General features: G+C 69.8%; 15 protein-coding genes and 1 riboswitch. Of the genes, 10 read left to right on the top strand and 5 right to left on the bottom strand.

Annotated elements, in window-relative coordinates:
* Positions 1-69: 69 nt before the first annotated feature.
* Positions 70-978 (bottom strand): M23 family metallopeptidase, encoded by a 909-nt coding sequence (locus ACTWP8_RS04350; RefSeq protein WP_443320815.1) that lies wholly within the window; start codon positions 976-978, stop codon positions 70-72.
* A 173-nt stretch (positions 979-1,151) separates the two neighbouring features.
* Between ACTWP8_RS04350 and ACTWP8_RS04355 the strand changes: the two genes are divergently transcribed.
* Complete coding sequence (locus ACTWP8_RS04355; RefSeq protein ID WP_443320816.1) at positions 1,152-1,649, top strand: cupin domain-containing protein; 498 nt, start codon at positions 1,152-1,154, stop codon at positions 1,647-1,649.
* Between the two features lie 139 nt (positions 1,650-1,788).
* Here the strand turns inward: ACTWP8_RS04355 and ACTWP8_RS04360 are convergent, their stop codons facing one another.
* Positions 1,789-2,997, bottom strand: coding sequence for a transglycosylase family protein (locus ACTWP8_RS04360; RefSeq protein ID WP_443320817.1), 1,209 nt, complete (start codon positions 2,995-2,997; stop codon positions 1,789-1,791).
* Between the two features lie 3 nt (positions 2,998-3,000).
* Positions 3,001-3,177, bottom strand: a riboswitch (cyclic di-AMP (ydaO/yuaA leader).
* 677 nt (positions 3,178-3,854) lie between these two features.
* On the opposite strand from ACTWP8_RS04360, the gene ACTWP8_RS04365 reads away from it, so the two are divergent.
* Both ACTWP8_RS04365 and ACTWP8_RS04370 read left to right on the top strand, forming a co-directional pair.
* Complete coding sequence (locus ACTWP8_RS04365; RefSeq protein ID WP_443320973.1) at positions 3,855-4,766, top strand: permease; 912 nt, start codon at positions 3,855-3,857, stop codon at positions 4,764-4,766.
* Positions 4,763-5,536, top strand: coding sequence for a TIGR03943 family putative permease subunit (locus tag ACTWP8_RS04370; protein WP_443320818.1), 774 nt, complete (start codon positions 4,763-4,765; stop codon positions 5,534-5,536). Before ACTWP8_RS04365 ends, ACTWP8_RS04370 begins: the two co-directional genes overlap by 4 nt.
* A gap of 45 nt (positions 5,537-5,581) precedes the next feature.
* Here ACTWP8_RS04370 and ACTWP8_RS04375 read toward each other — a convergent pair whose 3' ends face one another.
* On the bottom strand, positions 5,582-6,808 hold the full coding sequence (locus ACTWP8_RS04375) for an acyl-CoA dehydrogenase family protein (RefSeq protein ID WP_443320819.1): 1,227 nt from the start codon (positions 6,806-6,808) through the stop codon (positions 5,582-5,584).
* Positions 6,809-6,957: 149 nt separating this feature from the next.
* Here ACTWP8_RS04375 and ACTWP8_RS04380 point away from each other — a divergent pair, with 149 nt between their 5' ends.
* Positions 6,958-7,602 (top strand): TetR family transcriptional regulator, encoded by a 645-nt coding sequence (locus ACTWP8_RS04380; protein WP_443317605.1) that lies wholly within the window; start codon positions 6,958-6,960, stop codon positions 7,600-7,602.
* Between the two features lie 115 nt (positions 7,603-7,717).
* Here the strand turns inward: ACTWP8_RS04380 and def are convergent, their stop codons facing one another.
* A complete protein-coding gene (def, locus tag ACTWP8_RS04385; protein ID WP_443320820.1) occupies positions 7,718-8,257 on the bottom strand; it encodes a peptide deformylase in 540 nt (179 codons plus the stop codon).
* A gap of 187 nt (positions 8,258-8,444) precedes the next feature.
* Between def and ACTWP8_RS04390 the strand changes: the two genes are divergently transcribed.
* The 5 genes from ACTWP8_RS04390 to ACTWP8_RS04410 all read left to right on the top strand — a co-directional run bounded on the left by ACTWP8_RS04390 (position 8,445) and on the right by ACTWP8_RS04410 (position 13,092).
* Complete coding sequence (locus tag ACTWP8_RS04390; RefSeq protein ID WP_443317603.1) at positions 8,445-9,683, top strand: MurT ligase domain-containing protein; 1,239 nt, start codon at positions 8,445-8,447, stop codon at positions 9,681-9,683.
* 50 nt (positions 9,684-9,733) lie between these two features.
* Complete coding sequence (locus ACTWP8_RS04395; protein ID WP_443317602.1) at positions 9,734-10,462, top strand: type 1 glutamine amidotransferase; 729 nt, start codon at positions 9,734-9,736, stop codon at positions 10,460-10,462.
* Positions 10,463-10,646: 184 nt separating this feature from the next.
* On the top strand, positions 10,647-11,672 hold the full coding sequence (locus tag ACTWP8_RS04400; protein ID WP_443320821.1) for a 6-phosphofructokinase: 1,026 nt from the start codon (positions 10,647-10,649) through the stop codon (positions 11,670-11,672).
* A gap of 168 nt (positions 11,673-11,840) precedes the next feature.
* Positions 11,841-12,791: a cytochrome c oxidase assembly protein gene (locus ACTWP8_RS04405; RefSeq protein ID WP_443320822.1), complete on the top strand. Its 951-nt coding sequence runs from the start codon at positions 11,841-11,843 to the stop codon at positions 12,789-12,791.
* 133 nt (positions 12,792-12,924) lie between these two features.
* Positions 12,925-13,092, top strand: a complete 168-nt coding sequence (locus ACTWP8_RS04410; protein ID WP_443320823.1) for a hypothetical protein — start codon at positions 12,925-12,927, stop codon at positions 13,090-13,092.
* Between the two features lie 230 nt (positions 13,093-13,322).
* Here ACTWP8_RS04410 and helR read toward each other — a convergent pair whose 3' ends face one another.
* Positions 13,323-15,470, bottom strand: a complete 2,148-nt coding sequence (gene helR, locus ACTWP8_RS04415; RefSeq protein WP_443320824.1) for an RNA polymerase recycling motor ATPase HelR — start codon at positions 15,468-15,470, stop codon at positions 13,323-13,325.
* An 889-nt stretch (positions 15,471-16,359) separates the two neighbouring features.
* Here helR and ACTWP8_RS04420 point away from each other — a divergent pair.
* Positions 16,360-17,556 carry an aminotransferase class I/II-fold pyridoxal phosphate-dependent enzyme gene (locus tag ACTWP8_RS04420; RefSeq protein ID WP_443320825.1) on the top strand — a complete coding sequence of 399 codons (1,197 nt, stop codon included), beginning with the start codon at positions 16,360-16,362 and terminating at the stop codon, positions 17,554-17,556.
* Positions 17,557-17,575 lie beyond the last annotated feature (19 nt).

The following is a 17,575-nucleotide window of genomic DNA, read 5'->3' on the forward strand; positions in this document are numbered from 1 at the left end:
CTCGCCTGACGGGCCTTCAAGGGCTAGGGGCCGGAGGGCTTCTTCCCCCCCGTCGCTTCACCCCGACCGTCAGATGCTGACACCCTTGCTGCGCAGATACGCCAGCGGGTTGATGTCCGAGCCGTAGTCCGGGCCGGTCCGCACCTCGAAGTGCAGGTGCGGACCGGTGGTGTTCCCGGTCGAGCCGGACCTGCCTATGCGCTGTCCGCCGTTGACCGGCTGCCCCTCGCGGACAGTGAGCGCTGAGAGGTGCGCGTACTGGCTGTACTTGCCGTCGTTGTGCCGGATGACGACCTGGTAGCCGTACGCGCCGCCCCAGCCCGACGAGACCACCTGCCCGCTCGCCACGGCACGTACGGAAGTGCCGGTGGAGACGGGGAAGTCGACACCCGTGTGGTAGCCGCTGGACCAGCCGGAGCCCGAGGCACGGTACGGCGTGCCGATGGTGGTGTCGGCGACCGGGGCGATGAAGTCCAGTGCTGCGGAGGAGCCGGACTGCTTGCCGGACTTCTCCGGCCGCTCCGCCTTCGCCGGCTTCCGCGCCTGCCCGCCTTTCTCCTCGATGACGAGCTTCTGGCCGGGGTGGATCAGGTCCGGGTTGCCGCCGATGACCTCGCGGTTGTCCTCGTACAGCCGCTCCCACCCGCCGTCGACGTCCCGTACGCGGGCGATGGCGAAGAGTGTGTCGCCGCTGACGACCGTATAGGACTCGGGTTTTGTACGGTTCGGGAGCTCTTTCCGGTGCCCGTTGGCCCGGTGCTCGCCGGCCCTGTGCTCGCTGGCCGCTGTCGCTAACTGCCGGGCCTTGGCGGCGAGGTCGGCGCGCTGCGCATGGTCCCCGGTGTCGACGGGTGCTGCGTCGGCCCCGGATACGGCGACCAGCGGCAGAGCCATTCCCGCGCCGCCCGCGGTGACCGTGAGGGATGCCTGGGAGATGCGGTTCGGCTGGTACCGGCGGTGGCGTCCACGTGCGGGCATAGAGCGCTTCCTCTCCTGCGCGGCCGCGCCAAGATTAGGGCGGGCATTCCGCCCGCCACAAGAGCCTCGTTTTCCGGAAGATCCAAGTCCGGTACGGTCCATGAAACGCTGTCACTTCGCAAGCCCGTGAACAATCAGTTCCGTTACGCCGGACCACGATGCGGAGGCAGCACATGAGGAATCCCATTCCCTCGGCCGAGGAACTCGCCACGATGTACGGCCTGGAGCCGCTGCCCCTGGAAGGCGGTCTCTTCCGCGAAACGTGGGCCGGTCCTCCGCAGTCCGGAGGCCGTCCCGAGGGCACGGCGATCCTTTTCCTGCTGTCGGCGCAGAACGACCTCTTCTCCGCGATGCACCGGCTGCCGCACGACGAGGTCTGGCACTTCTACCTCGGGGACACGGTGGAACTGCTGCTCCTGGAGCCGGACGGCGCATCACGGGTGGAGGTGCTCGGCCAGGACGTGCGCGCCGGGCAGCACATCCAGTACGTCGTGCCGGGCGGCACCTGGATGGGCGCGCGGGTGCGGCCCGGCGGCAGCCACGCGCTCCTGGGATGCACGCTTGCCCCGGGGTTCCTCCCCGCCGACTACGAGGGCGGCGAGGCGGACGAGCTGGCCGCGCGCTACCCGCGGCACGGTGATCTCATCCGGGCCCTGTGCCGCAGCTCATGACCCGTCTTCCGTATCCACCCTCGTATCCATCCCCGTGTCCACACCGGCACAGCACGACGAAGGCGCCCGCCCCCCGGCATAGCGGGGAGCGGGCGCCTCATGGAGTCAGGAGAGAAGACTCCGGCCGCGTCGACCCGTGTCAGATGCTGACGCCGTGCGCACGCAGGTAGGCGAGCGGGTCGATGTCCGAGCCGTAGTCCGGGCCGGTCCGCACCTCGAAGTGCAGGTGCGGGCCACTGCTGTTGCCGGTGGAGCCGGACAGGCCGATCTGCTTGCCGCCGGTCACCGCCTGGCCGGCCGAGACGGACAGCGAGGACAGGTGGGCGTACTGGCTGTACTTGCCGTCCGTGTGGCGGATGACGACCTGGTTGCCGTACGCGCCGCCCCAGCCCGCCGAGACGACCTCACCCGGGCCGATGGACTTCACCGAAGTGCCGGTGGGCACGGGGAAGTCGGCACCGGTGTGGTAGCCGCTGGACCACATGGAGCCGGCCTGGTGGTACGGCGTGCCGAGGGCCGGGTCGGAGACCGGGGCGGTGAAGCCGGAGGCGCTCTGCTCGGAAGCCGGCTTGGCCTCCTGCTTCGGGGCCTCCTGCTTGGGGGCCTGAGCCTTGGGCGCCGCGGGCTTGGGGGCCTGCTTCTTCGGAGCCTCCTGCTTGGGGGCCTGCTGCTGCGGCGCGGCCTCGGCCTTGCCGCCGCCCAGGGCCAGCTTCTGGCCCGGGTGGATCAGGTCCGGGTCGCCGCCGACGACCTGGCGGTTGTCCTGGTAGACCCGCTGCCAGCCGCCGTCGATGTGCTTGGCGGTGGCGATCTTGTAGAGCGAGTCGCCCTTGACGACGGTGTAGGACTCGGGCTTCGCCGCGCCCTTGTCCGCCGTGTCGGCCTTGTCCTCGGCGGGGGCCGGGGCGGGCTTGGTCTCGGGCTTGCCCTGGGCCTGCTCGCCGCCGGTGGAGATCGCGGGGGCCGGACCGCCCTTGGCCAGGCCGGCCTTGGGGCCGCACACGGGCCAGGCGCCGGGGCCCTGGGTGTCGAGCACCTTCTCGGCGACGGCGATCTGCTGGTCCTTGGTGGCCAGGTCGGCGCGCTCGGCGTAGTCGGTGCCGCCGAAGGCCTCCCAGGTGCTCTGCGTGAACTGCAGGCCTCCGAAGAAGCCGTTGCCGTTGTTGATGCTCCAGTTGCTGGTGCTCTCGCACTCCGCGACCTTGTCCCAGGTGTCGACGGAGGCGGCGCTCGCCTGGCCGGCGGTGATGAAGGACAGACCGATACCGGCGCCGCTTGCGGCGGCGGCGAAAGTGGCCCGGGAAATCCGGCCGGGCTTGAAGCGGCGATGACGTCCGCGTGCAGACATAGGGATCTTCCTCTCCTACGCCTGCGAGGTGAGCTGTCGGGTTCGGGCTGGAGTTGCCCGGCCGTGACTTACGCAGCGGCGAGCGCTGCGGCACGTCTTCACCCCAAGCCGGACCACGCCGAGCGCGGTACGGCACTTACCTTTGGTTCCCCCGCTCCTGCCGTGGTGCGTTGTCGTTTCCCCCTCCGCCGGCGGCAGGACTCGGCGCTCCGGCAACAGGGCGCCCGCCCCTTTCGATGGGCAGGCAGCGGAAAAGTAAACACATCCATTTCTTCGCCACAAGTGGCGTGCATTCGCCTGATTCGCCATTGAACAGATCGACTCGGTAATGCGTCACGCTGCGCTGCCGATCTTGGTCCCAGAGCAATAGGCATTACTACTGAACGGCTCTCACAGTGGGCAGTACGTAACCAAGTTGGGAAAATCGCCGCCATTCGAGTGCGCGAAGTCACATTTAACCGGCGGTCTTTGTGAGATGGGTCACCGGCCGACTAATTGTCCGATTTGGTATCTGAATTCAGCTTTGGCGGATTGCAGGCATTAGAAGCCTCTTTGCCGCACGAGAATCTACCCGGCGAAACGGATGAATACGGACCAAGTTCCGGAGATGCGCCACAGCCGGGCCCTCTCCCGCGGCTATCGTGATCACCCCCGGTCGCGGATCTTGCGGAGTCGGAGTGCAGAGAGCGGAAGAGCTGATCGACACCAGGTCACAGGCGCCGCCGGAAGCCGGTGCGAATCCATCCCGTACGAGCTCCGGCGCGGGGCACCCCGACCGCCGTACGCGCCCCGACCGCCGTACGGGCGCCGACCGCCGGGCGTGGCCGCTCGCCGCGGCCGGAGCGCTCGCCGTCGCGGTGGCGGCCGCTGCGGCCACCGGGGTGGTCGGATGGCCGGAGCCCGGGGCCGTGCAGGCCTGGCGGACGATCTGCCTCGCCATCACGGTGCAGGCCCTGCCGTTCCTGCTGCTGGGCACCGCGCTCTCGGGAGCCATCAACGCCTTCGTCCCCGCGCACGTCTTCAGCCGCGCCCTGCCGAAGCGGCCCGCGCTCGCCGTCCCCGTCGCCAGCGCCGCGGGCGTCGTCCTGCCGGGGTGCGAATGCGCGTCCGTGCCGGTAGCGGGGAGCCTGATCCGCCGCGGGGTGCCGCCCGCGGCCGCGCTGGCCTTCCTCCTGTCCGCGCCCGCGGTGAATCCGATCGTGCTCGCTTCCACGGCGGTCGCCTTCCCGGGCGCCCCCGAGATGGTGGCGGCCCGGCTGCTCGCCTCGCTCGCGACCTCGGCGGTCATGGGCTGGCTCTGGATCCGCCTCGGCCGCGCGGAGTGGCTGCGGCTGCCGGCGCACCGGACCGGGCACCGGCCGGGACACAGCAGGTGGGAGGAGTTCCGGCTCGGCTTCCAGCACGACTTCCTGCACGCCGGCGGCTTCCTGGTGCTCGGGGCGATGGCCGCGGCGACCTTCAACGTCGCCGTGGAGCGCTCCGTGCTGGACACCTTCGCCGGATCGCCCTGGCTCTCCGTCATCTTCCTCGCCGCGCTGGCGATCGTGCTCGCCGTCTGCTCGGAGGCCGACGCCTTCGTCGCGGCGTCGCTGACCGGGTTCTCCCCCACTGCCCGGCTGGCGTTCATGGTGGTCGGGCCGATGGTCGACGTGAAGCTGATCGCCCTGCAGTCGGGCACCTTCGGACGCGCCTTCGCCGTACGGTTCTCGGCGGCCACCGCCGTGGTGGCCGTCGCCTGCAGCGCGCTGACCGGGTGGTGGGTGCTGTGAGGCGGAACGTCCAGGTGCTGCTGCTCCTGCTGTCGGGCGCCGGAGTGCTGCACATCTCGCTCTTCAGCGAGGTGTATCTGCGGTACGTGAAGGAGGGCCTGCGGCCGCTGCTGATCGTCTCGGGCGTGCTGCTGGTCGTCCTGGGGACGGTGGGCGCGGCTCGGGACGGCTTCCCCTTCGCCAAGCCCGCTGCCCCGTCCGATGCCCACGACGCCGACGGGGACGCCGACGCGGATCACGGGCACGGGCACGGGCACGATCATGGCAAAGGCCCGCGGATCGCCTGGCTGCTCTTCCTCCCCGCGATCACCCTGCTGTTCTTCACGCCGCCCGCCCTCGGCTCGTACACCGCCGCGCGGGAGAGCGACACAGCGGTCGCGGACGGAGGGCGGTTCTCCCCGCTGCCCGGCGGGTCCCCGCTCGTCATGCCCCTGTCGGACTTCAGCTCGCGGGCGCGGCAGGACCCCGGCCGGAGCCTGGAGGGCCGTACGGTCTCGATGACCGGCTTCGTCACGCCGGGCAAGAGCGGCGGCTGGTACCTGACCCGACTGGTGCTGAGCTGCTGCGCAGCCGACTCGCAGTCGGTCAAGGTCCGGATGCTCGGCACCGCTCCCCCGCCGGCCGACGCATGGGTCACCGTCACCGGCACCTGGCATCCCGTGGGCACGGTGGGCACGCCCTCGGCCGCGGCTGCGCTCGACGCGGCCGGCGTGCGGCGCGTCCCGCAGCCCGCGAACCCGTACGCGGACGCCGCGCCGCCCGCGGCCTGATCCGGCGATCCGTCCACGGGCGTCGCAGTGCGCCCACCGCGGCACTCAGCGAATGGGCATGCCCGAGAGGGTGCGGGCGATGACCAGACGCTGGATCTCGCTCGTCCCCTCAAAAATGGTGTATATCGCTGCATCCCGGTGCATACGCTCCACCGGGTACTCACGCGTGAAGCCGTTGCCGCCCAGGATCTGCATTGCCTTGGCCGTGACCGACTTGGCCACCTCCCCGGCGTACAGCTTGGACATCGAGCCCTCGGCCGAGGTGAAGGGCCTGCCCGCCGCGGCCATCCAGGAGGCGCGCCACACCAGCAGGCGGGCCGCGTCGACCTGTGTGCGCATGTCGGCCAGCTGGAAGGCGACGCCCTGGTTGTCGATGATCGGGCGGCCGAACTGCACGCGGGTCTTCGCATACTCCAGCGCGACCTCGTACGCGGCGCGGGCGATGCCGACGGCCTGGGCGCCGACGGCGGGACGTGAGGCCTCGAAGGTGGCCATGGCGGCATTCTTCACGCGCTCGCCGCCGGCCTTCGCCCGCTCACGCGCGCGTGCGAGGCGCTCGTCGAGCTTCTCCTTGCCGCCGAGCAGGCAGTGGCCGGGGACGCGGACGTCCTCGAGGACGACCTCGGCGGTGTGGGAGGCCCGGATGCCGTGCTTCTTGAACTTCTGGCCCTGGGAGAGGCCGGGAGTGCCCGGGGGCACGATGAAGGACGCGTGGCCCTTGGAGCCGAGCCCGGGGTCGACGACGGCGACGACGACGTGGACGTTCGCGATGCCGCCGTTGGTCGCCCAGGTCTTGGTGCCGTTGATCACCCACTCGTCCTTGGCCTCGTCGTAGACCGCACGGGTGCGCATGGCGGCGACGTCGGAGCCCGCGTCGGGCTCGGAGGAGCAGAAGGCAGCGACCTTGACGTCGCCCGCGTCCCCGTACATCTGGGGGATCCAGGTGCCGACCTGCTCCTCGGTGCCGTTGGCCAGGACGCCGACGGCCGCGAGGCCGGTGCCGACGATGGACAGGCCGATGCCCGCGTCGCCCCAGAAGAGCTCCTCCATGGCCATGGGGATGCCGAGCCCGGTCGGGTCGAAGAACTGCTGGGCATAGAAGTCGAGGGAGTACAGGCCGATCTTGGCGGCTTCCTGGATGACGGGCCACGGCGTCTCTTCGCGTTCGTCCCACTCGGCGGCGGCCGGCCGCATGACATCCGCGGCGAAGCCGTGGATCCAGTCCCGGACAGCCTTCTGGTCGTCGTTGAGTTCGAACGTGAACTCTGCCATGTCCCCTCCACCTGCTTGTTACTTGCGGTAACTGCAGTGTGTTACCGGTCAGTAGCACATGTCAACTCCCCACTCCCCTCCCGTTGCCCCCCGTGGCCAGGTGTTACGTTGCGCGTGCACGAGCAGGCGGACGGGCGGGGAGACACCTCATGGAGACCAGTCAGCGGGATGATCAGCAGCGCGCCACGGAGCGGCGGCGCAGGGAACTGCTGGAGGCCGCGGACCGGGTGGTGCTGCGCGACGGGCCCGGCGCGTCCATGAACGCCATCGCCGCCGAGGCCGGGATCACCAAGCCGATCCTCTACCGCCACTTCGGCGACAAGGGCGGTCTGTACCGGGCCCTCGCCGCGCGCCATACCGACGCGCTGCTCGACAGCTTGCGCGCAGCGCTCGACGCCCCCACGGACCGCCGCGACCGGGTCGAGCACACCCTGGACACGTACCTCGCCGCCATCGAGGCGCGGCCCCAGGTCTACCGCTTCCTCATGCACCCCTCGGACGACACCCAGCCCGGGGAGCAGGGCTTCGACGTGGGCCGCCACTCCGCCCCGCTGCTGCGCAGGATGGGCGAGGAGCTCGCTCAGGTGATCGCCGAGCGGGTCGACCTCGGCCCCGGGGGCGACGAGCTGGCGCGGGTCTGGGGGCACGGCATCGTCGGCATGATGCACGCGGCGGGCGACTGGTGGCTGCGCGAACGCCCCTGCTCCCGCGCCCAGTTGGTGCGCAGCCTGGCCGACCTGCTCTGGGGCCGGCTGGCCGCGGCGGGCGACCGGATGGGCGGCCCCGGCTTCTGACGTACGGCCGTACGTCCCCTGCTTCCCCCCTGCCGTACGACTCCTGCTTTCCCTGCCGTGCACCCGTAGCCGTACGGCCCGCTGTTCCGCCCCGCCGTACGTCCGCTGGTGCGTCCTACGGGGCCCAGGGCGCGCGGCGAGCCGCCCGCAGCGCCCGGTGGCGCCGCAGGCCCCTCAGGCGGTCGGTGAAGACCCTGCCGTCCAGGTGGTCCATCTCGTGCTGCAGACAGCGCGCGAAGAAGCCGGTGCCCTCGACGCGCACCGGCTCACCGGTCCGGTCGGCGCCCTCGACGACCGCGTGGTCGAAGCGGCGCGTCCCGGCCTCGATGCCCGGGAGGGAGAGACAGCCCTCAGGGCCCGTCACGGTCACGCCGTCGGCCTCGACGAGACGAGGGTTGACCACATGGCCGAGGTGCCGCCGGTCCTCGTCGTCGGGGCAGTCGTATACGAAGACGCGCAGCGGGAGGCCGACCTGGTTCGCGGCGAGGCCGACGCCGTGGGCCGCGTACATGGTGGCGTACAGGTCCTCGATCAGCTGGGTGAGGGCCCCGTCGAAGGCGGTGACCGGGCTGCAGGGGGCGTGCAGCACCGGATCTCCCAGCAGCCGCATCGGCCGCACGAGTCCGGAACTGCCGGGAATCGCACTGTGTCGCACAGCCCAAGGGTAGGTCCGGGCCGGGACCGGCAGGTCGGCCGGGGGTTGCGGGTTCTGGCCCGCGGGAGGATCTCGATAGGCTGACCCTCTACCGAAGCCTCCCGGCTGGCGATTCGGCGCGGAGGGGGGCGTTCCACCGACGGACCGGGGGCGGGCGCGGCGCCGGATGCAAGGAGGAACAAGGACGATGGCAGGCAACTCGGAGCCGCTGTCGCCGCGGGCCAAGCTGGCCGTGACGGCGGGCAAGGCCGCGGCGGCGGTGTCGCGGGCGGCGGGCCGCGGAAGCGGATCGGTGATCGGCGGCCGGGTGGCCCTCAGACTCGAGCCCGACCTCCTCGCCCGGCTGGCCCAGCACCTGGACGTCGTTCTGGTGTCGGCGACCAACGGCAAGACCACAACGACCCGGCTGATCGCCGAGGCGCTGCGGGCCAGCGGCCCGGTGGTCTCCAATGCGCTCGGCGCGAACATGCCGGCGGGCATCACCTCCGCGCTCGCCGGCGGCTCCGACGCCCGGTTCGGCGTCATCGAGGTCGACGAGAAGTACCTCGCGGGCGTGGCCAGGGACGTCGGCCCCAAGGCCATCGCCCTGCTCAACCTCTCCCGCGACCAGCTCGACCGCGCCGCGGAGACCCGTATGCTCGCCGAGAAGTGGCGCGAGGGCCTGTCGGGCGTCAAGGCCACGGTGATCGCCAACTGCGACGACCCGCTGGTCGTATGGGCCGCCTCCTCCTCCCCGAACGTCGTCTGGGTCGCGGCAGGGCAGGAGTGGAAGGACGACGCCTGGTCCTGCCCGTCCTGCGGCGGCGTGCTGCAGCGCCCCGGCGACGACTGGATGTGCGGCGACTGCGGCTTCCGCCGCCCCGTGCCGACCTGGGCGCTCAACGGCGACCACGTCCTCGACCCGCACGGCTCCGCGTGGCCGATCCGGCTCCAGCTCCCGGGCCGGGCGAACAAGGCGAACGCCACCACGTCCGCCGCCGTGGCCGCCGCCTTCGGGGTGCCGCCGCAGGTGGCGCTGGAGCGGATGTACCAGGTGCAGGCGGTCGCCGGGCGCTATGACGTCGTCGGCTTCCAGGGCCGCGAGCTGCGGCTGCTGCTGGCGAAGAACCCCGCCGGCTGGCTGGAGACCTTCTCCCTGATCGACCCGCCGCCCACGCCGGTGATCCTCTCCGTGAACGCGCGCGGCGCGGACGGCACCGACACCTCCTGGCTGTGGGACGTCGACTACACGCGGCTGGCCGGCCACCCGATCTGCGTCATCGGCGACCGCAGACTGGACCTGGCGGTACGGCTCGAGGTCGCGGGCCTGGACTTCCGGGTCTGCGAGACCCTGGACGAGGCCGTGCAGCTGTGCCCGCCCGGCCGGATCGAGACCATCGCCAACTACACCGCGTTCCAGGACCTGCGCCGCCGCGTCGGCAACTGACCGGGAACCGACGAGACCTGATCACGAGAACCGGACAAGGACGAGCGAGCATGAGCGATACCGGCCTGCGCCTGGTGTGGGTCTACCCCGACCTGCTGAGCACATACGGTGACCAGGGCAACGTCCTGGTCGTGGAGCGGCGGGCCCGGCAGCGGGGTCTGCAGGTGGCGCGCGTCGACGTGCGCTCCGACCAGCCGCTGCCCACCTCGGGCGACATCTATCTGATCGGCGGCGGCGAGGACCGGCCGCAACGGCTCGCGGCCGAGCGGCTGCGCCGCGACGGCGGGCTGAACCGCGCGGTCGCCAACGGTGCGATCCTCTTCTCGGTCTGCGCCGGCTACCAGATCCTGGGCCACGAGTTCATCAACGACCTCGGCGAGCGGGAGCCGGGCCTCGGGCTGCTCGACGTGGTCAGCACCCGGGGCGAGGGCGCGCGGTGCGTGGGCGACGTGCTGGCCGACATCGACGCCCAGCTGAACCTGCCGCCGCTGACCGGGTTCGAGAACCACCAGGGCATCACGCACCTCGGCCCGACCGCCCGCCCGTTCGCCAAGGTCCGGTTCGGCAACGGCAATGGCAACGGCGACGGCTTCGAGGGCGCGTACAACGACACCGTCTTCGGCACGTACATGCACGGCCCTGTGCTGGCCCGCAATCCGCACATCGCGGACATGCTGCTGAAGCTGGCGCTGGACGTGAACGCGCTGCCGCCGGTCGACGACCGCTGGTACGAGGCGCTGCGCCAGGAGCGGATCGCCGCCGCCACCCAGCCCGCCTGACAGAAACCGCGTCCCACCTGACAAGAACCCTGTCCACCTGACAGAACCGTGTCCGCCTGACGGTCGGATGCTTCGCCCGCCGCCCGGCGCTTGTAGGGTGGCGGGGCGCTTGTAGATTGAGCGAGTCCAGCCGGACGACGGGGTCCGGCCGCCGGTCTTTAAGGTTCCTGAGGTATTTCGAGCAATGCGCATTGGTGTGCTCACATCCGGCGGCGACTGCCCCGGTCTGAACGCCGTCATCCGGTCCGTGGTGCACCGCGCCGTGGCGGATCACGGTGACGACGTCATCGGCTTCCACGACGGGTGGAAGGGGCTTCTGGAGTGCGACTACCGGAAGCTCGACCTGGACGCGGTGGGCGGCATCCTGGCCCGCGGCGGCACCATCCTCGGCTCGTCCCGGGTGCAGCCCGCGCACCTGCGGGACGGCGTCGAGCGGGCCAAGGGCCATGTCGCGGACCTCGGCCTCGACGCGATCATCCCGATCGGCGGTGAGGGCACGCTCAAGGCGGCGCGAATGCTGTCGGACGCGGGCCTGCCGATCGTCGGCGTGCCCAAGACCATCGACAACGACATCGCCTCGACCGATGTGACCTTCGGCTTCGACACGGCCGTGGGCGTGGCGACCGAGGCCCTGGACCGGCTGAAGACGACGGCCGAGTCGCACCAGCGGGTGCTGATCGTCGAGGTCATGGGGCGGCACACGGGCTGGATCGCGCTGCACTCGGGCATGGCGGCCGGCGCGCACGCGATCGTCGTGCCCGAACGGCCCTTCGACATCGGCGAGTTGACGGAGGTCGTCGGGCGGCGCTTCTCGGCGGGCAAGAAGTTCGCGATCGTCGTGGTCGCGGAAGGCGCGAAGCCGCGCGAGGGCTCGATGGAGTTCGACGAGGGCGGCAAGGACATATACGGCCACGAGCGGTTCGCGGGCGTGGCCCGGCAGTTGTCCATCGAGCTGGAGGAGCGCCTGGGCAAGGAGGCCCGCCCGGTGATCCTGGGCCATGTGCAGCGCGGCGGCACCCCCACCGCGTACGACCGCGTGCTCGCCACCCGCTTCGGCTGGCACGCCGTGGAGGCTGCGCACCGGGGCGACTTCGGGATGATGACGGCGCTGCGCGGCACGGAGATCACGCTCGTGCCGCTCGCGGAGGCGGTGGAGACGCTGAAGACCGTGCCCCAGGAGCGGTACACCGAGGCCGAGTGCGTGCTGTGAGTTCGGCCGGTGGGCTCGATCGGTGGCTCGGTCTGTGAGCTCGATGTGAGCTGACCCCGCACCAGGCTCGGCACCAGGCGTTCGCACCGGCTGCCCCCGGCCTCAGGCCCGGCCGGGGGCGGTTCTAGTCTGGTGCGGACACATCGGTGCGAAACAGGAGCGGGGCGGATGGATCACAGCGGGCACGGCATGACGATGGATCTGCCGCCGTTCACGCTGGGCCGGGGCCTGGAGTTCACCGGAGATCCGTTCTTCCTGGTCGGCTGCCTGCTCGCACTGGGCCTGTACGGGTGGGGGGTCGCGCGGCTGCGGCGGCGCGGCGACGCCTGGCCCCTGGGCCGTACGGTCTCGTTCGTCATCGGTGTGCTCACGGTCGCGCTGGTGATGTGCACGGCCCTCAACGACTACGGCATGGTCATGTTCAGCGTGCACATGGTGCAGCACATGGTGATCAGCATGCTGTCCCCGATCCTGCTGCTGCTCGGCGCACCGGTGACCCTGGCGCTGCGAGCGCTGCCGTCGGCGGGCCGGGACCGCAAGGGGCCGCGCGAGCTGCTCGTGGCCCTGCTGCACAGCCGGTACGTACGGATCGTCTCGCATCCGGCGTTCACGATCCCGCTGTTCATCGCCAGCCTCTACGCCCTCTACTTCACGCCGCTCTTCGACTTCCTCATGGGCAGCAAGCCCGGACACATCGCGATGATGGTGCACTTCCTCGCGGTGGGCCTGGCGTTCTTCTGGCCGATCATGGGCGTGGACCCGGGGCCGCACCGCCCCGGCTACGTGATGCGGATGCTGGAGCTGTTCGCGGGCATGCCGTTCCACGCGTTCTTCGGGATCGCGCTGATGATGGCCACCGCGCCGATGGTCGGCACGTACATGCACCCGCCGGCGTCGCTGGGGATCGACGCGCTGGACGACCAGCAGTGGGCGGGCGGTATCGCCTGGGCGTTCAGCGAGATCCCGTCGGTGGTGGTGCTCGTTGCGCTGGTCTTCCAGTGGTACCGGTCCGAGCAGCGGCAGGCGCGGCGTATGGACCGGGCCGCGGACCGCGATGGGGACAAGGAGCTGGAGGCGTACAACGCCTACCTCGCGTCGCTGCAGGCGCGCGGCCGATAGCCCCCGGGGGGAAGGGGCAGCCGGGCCGGGGCCGGCCGGCCAGTAGCGGTACGGGCCGCCCGCGGGGGACGATGGTCTTCTGGCCCGTGGCCCGGCGCATGTGGTGCCCGGGCGGCCGGGAGGAGGATGCGGGATGCCCGGATCTGTGAAGACCATGGCGGTTCTGACGGTGGGGGCCCTGGTTCTGGTGACCGCCTACACCGTCGCCCTCGGGAGCAGCGGCTGGCTCTGGTTCGGCTGGGTGGTGCTCGGCCTGATCACGATCGGCGTGATGGCGACCGACCACACACACAGCGCGTAGGAACGCCCCCTCGGGACCTGCCGGAGGGCCCGGCGCTCCCCCGGCTCACCCCGGGCGCGCCGGTCCTCTCGCGTCCTGTCCCGGCCCAGACGACTGTGCGCGGACCCAAGTGCCTGTACGCCGACCGCGGCTATGACTTCGACACGTACCGCCGACTTCTGTGGAAGCACTGCCGGCAGCGTCGCCGGTTCTCATAATCGTCGGCGGCGATCACGTTGTCCTGGCCGACGTCAGGAGCTCGTGAGGATGACGAGTTGCTGGGTCGCCCGGGTCATCGCGACATAGCGGTCGACCGCTCCTTCGACACCCTTGCCGAACTCCTCTGGGTCGACGAGGACGACCAGGTCGAACTCGAGCCCCTTCGAGAGCTCCGGGGTCAGCGACCGGACGCGGGACGTCGCCCGGAACGTGGGATCGCCGATGACGCAGGCGATCCCGTCGGCATGCGCAGCGAGCCAGGTGTCGAGGATCGCGTCCAGATCCGAGACAGATCCGTGGACGACGGGGATGCCGCCGCTGCGGATGGAGGTCGGCACATTGGCGTCCGGGAGCTCGGCTCGGATGACCAGCTCGGCTTCAGCCATGACCTCTTCTGGCGTGCGGTAGTTGATGCTCAGGGAGGCCACGTTGATCCGGTCGAGCCCGATCCGCTCGAGCCGTTCCTGCCACGACTCTGTGAACCCGTGCCTGGCCTGGGCGCGGTCCCCGACAATGGTGAAGCTCCGAGACGGGCAGCGGAGCAGCAGCATGTGCCACTCCGCGTCGGTCAGTTCTTGCGCCTCGTCCACGATGATGTGCGCGAACGGGCCGGCGAGAGGTTCCGGGTTGGTGCTGGGCTGTGCGGTCTCGTCGATCAGGCTGTCCTGCAGGTCCTGTCCGCGCAGCATCGTCACCGCACCTTCACCGTCGTCATCGGCCTCCAGCAGGCCGTCGATGACGTCGGCCCTGCGCGCGCGTTCGGCGGCGACAGAGGCGTCGCGCCGACGCTTGCGTCGTGATGCCTCCGGGTCGCCGAGCCGCTGCCGTGCCGCGTCCAGGAGCGGCAGGTCGGACACCGTCCAGGCCTGAGCGTCCTCGCGCTGCAGCTTGCGAACGTCATCAGGGCTGAGCCGGGGAGCACACTTGCGCAGGTAGGCGGGCACCGACCACAGATCTCCGACGAGGTCACCAGCCTCGAGTATCGGCCACACACGGTTGAGGGTCCTGATCAGCTCTCTGTCCTGCAGCAGCGACCTCCGGAGCAGGTCGGGCGGGGCGTCGCTGTCGTCCTTGTCCATCAGGAGCGTGAGCAGCTCCTCCCGGATCTGGTCACGCGCCTCGTTGTGCGGAGTGCCTGGTTCCACTGCTTCGAACGCCGCCGCCCAATCGTCGGCGCTCAGCCAGATGTCGGACCAGTGGGTCGAAACCGTCATCCCCTCGGTGGGCGGCTCCTCGTAGATACCGACCGCCGACTCGATCGCCTTCACCAGGTCCGCGGAGGACTTCAGAAGGGCCACGCTCGGGTCAGTCTCGATCGCTGCTCCGGCTCCCTCGGCGACGAGGTCCCGCAGGGTGCAGGTCTGCACGCCCTCCTCTCCCAGGCTGGGCAGGACATCGGCGACGTAGGCCAGGTAGGGCTGGTGCGGACCGACGAACAGCACGCCGCCCCGACGGTGACCGAGGCGAGGGTCGGAGTAGAGGAGGTGGGCGGCTCGGTGCAGAGCGACGACGGTCTTGCCCGTACCCGGACCACCGTCGACGACCAGAGCACCGCGGGATCCCGCCCGGATGACGGCGTCCTGGTCGGCCTGGATGGTGGCGAGCACGTCGCGCATCCGGGCTGACCGGTTGCTGCCCAGGCCGGCGATGAACGCGGACTGGTCGTCGAGCGCGGCGTGCCCCTCGAGCCCGTCAGCGGTGAACACTTCGTCCCAGTAGTCGCTGATCCGGCCGCGGGTCCAGCGATACCTGCGGCGGCTTGCCAGACCCATCGGGTTGGCGTGGGTCGCTGCGAAGAACGGCTCGGCCGCGGGGGAGCGCCAGTCGAGCAGCAGCCGACGCCCCGCGCTGTCGGTGAGGCCAAGGCGTCCGATGTACACGGGCTCGGGATTGTCCGTACTGACGATGTGTCCCAGGCACAGGTCCAAACCGAAGCGGCGCAAAGCGCGTAGGCGACCGGTCAGCCGGTAGATCTCCGTGTCCCGGTCCATCGCCTCCCGGCCGATGCCGCCGGGAGCCCTGCGCTCGGCCTCGAGGCGGTCGGACAGTTCGGCGATCGCTTGCTCGAGGCTCTCCGCGATGGCCCCGAAGTGCTGCTCGTCGCCGTCGATCAGCGCCGGGTCGGCCTTGGGGGAGAGGCGGTCGGGAAGGTCGAACACGCTGGTGGTCAGGGGGTTCATGTCAACAGCTCCGGTCCGCGGTCGCTGCCCCGACGTCCGGCGGCGCGCACACCCGCACCTTGGTGTCGAGTGCCCGCAACCGCAGCGCGCGTCCCACCATCGGCTCGATGTCACCGCACGACCCATAAACCGACAACAAAAAACACACTTCGTGAATCTCCTATTTCTGCAGGTTCTGACCCCGGCCCGCGATTCTGCCCCACGACCCGGATCTTGCCGCAAGCCCCCCAGCGCGCTATAAGTTGAGAGTGGCAAGGAGTGGGTTCTCCTCTTTGCCTTCGTCGCCCGCTGTGGACGGACAAGCCCTTCGCGAGGCGGCGACGCGCCACGTACGGCCGTTCAACGGCGCCCTGCGGGACACCATGCTCCGTCACCCCCCGCATTGGCAGGCCCGAGGACGTCGCGGCCGCACTGGTCTTCCACGCCTCCGATGAGGCGGCCCACATCACCCGGCCAAATCCTCGGTATCGACGGCGGCCTGCTGGCCCATCAGCCTTTCATCGATGCTCCGTTGCAGCTGGTCGGACAGCACACATGAGGAGCGCACACCCGTGGAGGCCGTCGAGCGCCTGCGCGCGCATGACGACGAGCTGGCCATGTGTCAGCTCTATCAACGCCACCCCTGCCGAGTGAGCCTCTCCCCCGACGTTGGTGCCTGGCCGAGTGTTCGCGCCAAGCCGGATGCAACCGGTGACAAACAACGATCGCAGCATTGCGCACTCCGGCAGGATGAGGCTTGTAGTTGACCGATCTTGACCGGGTGAAAGTTTCGTATTGTGGCTTCGTCCTCTCATCCGGAAATATGCGCTCCGCATGTTTGCGGTGAGGGCCGCTATGCAAGACGAGCCAAAGAGTTACCCATGCCGGAAGCGCCGGAAGAAGGCCATGGATGAGCGTCATAGAAAAGTGCGCCTCGTACACCCGTTCCCGAGACCTCAAAAAAAGCGGATGGTACCCCTTCTACTTAAATTTCAGCGAGCGGGACCGTGGCGTTGCCCGGCTTCCTGACGGACGCAGAGTCATCATGTGCGGTTCAAATGACTACCTCGGACTGAGTGCTGATCCGCGGGTAAGCGATGCCGCCGCCGAAGCTTCGCACCGGTACGGCGGAGGCTGCACCGGTTCCCGCCTCCTGAATGGCAACCTCGCCCTCCACGACCACCTGGAGAAGGAACTCGCCCAGTTCTTCGGCAAGCCGGCTGCCCTGCTGCTGGCCACCGGCTATCAGACCAACCTCGCTGCTGTCGCTGGGCTCTGCGGTCCGGGCGACTACGTACTCATCGACAAGCAGGCGCACGCTTCCCTTATCGACGCCGCTCGGCTCAGCCGCGCCAAAGTCCAGTGGTTCGCTCATAACGACACGGAGGAACTGGCCCGTAAGCTTGAGCGACTCCCTGAGAACGTCGGCAGGATGGTTTTGGTCGACGGTGTCTACAGCATGGAGGGAGACCTCTGCCCGCTGCCGGAACTCATTCACGTGTGCCGGCAGCATGAAGCCACTCTGCTTGTCGACGACGCACATGGCGCGGGCGTGTTGGCCAAGGGGAGGGGAACCTGCGCTCACTACGGTCTCATGGATGAGGTGCCACTCGTCACGCTCACCTTCTCCAAGGCTTTCGGATCGGCTGGAGGAGCAATCCTCGGCGATGAGGATGTGATTGAGTACCTCCGCCACCACGCCCGTAGTCTGTTGTTCTCCGCGAGCTTGAGCCCGGCCAACACAGCGGCAACCTTGGAGTCTCTGAGCATCCTTCAGGACGAGCCCTGGCGCTGTGAAGCCGTCATCTCCAAGGCCACATTCATGCGACGGGAGCTGGCGTCCCTTGGTTACCCCATGGGTACCAGCCAAACTCCCATAGTCCCTATCGATACGGTGAACGAACAGCGCACGCTCTTGGCGTGGAATCTCCTGATGCAGCAGGGGGTTTATGTCAACGCGGTACTTCCTCCGGCCGCGTCGCCCCGCCTGAGAACCAGCTATATCGCCGTGCACACCGAGGAGCATCTCGCGCAAGCACTCGAGGGATTCGTCGCGGTCCGCGAACAGCTGCTCGCAGAGCCGGCCCGGGCCCACTCAACCAGATGAAGAAGACACAGCATCACCG

The organism is Streptomyces sp. 7N604 (genome assembly GCF_052245475.1).
In the GTDB taxonomy this organism is placed as follows: domain Bacteria; phylum Actinomycetota; class Actinomycetes; order Streptomycetales; family Streptomycetaceae; genus Streptomyces.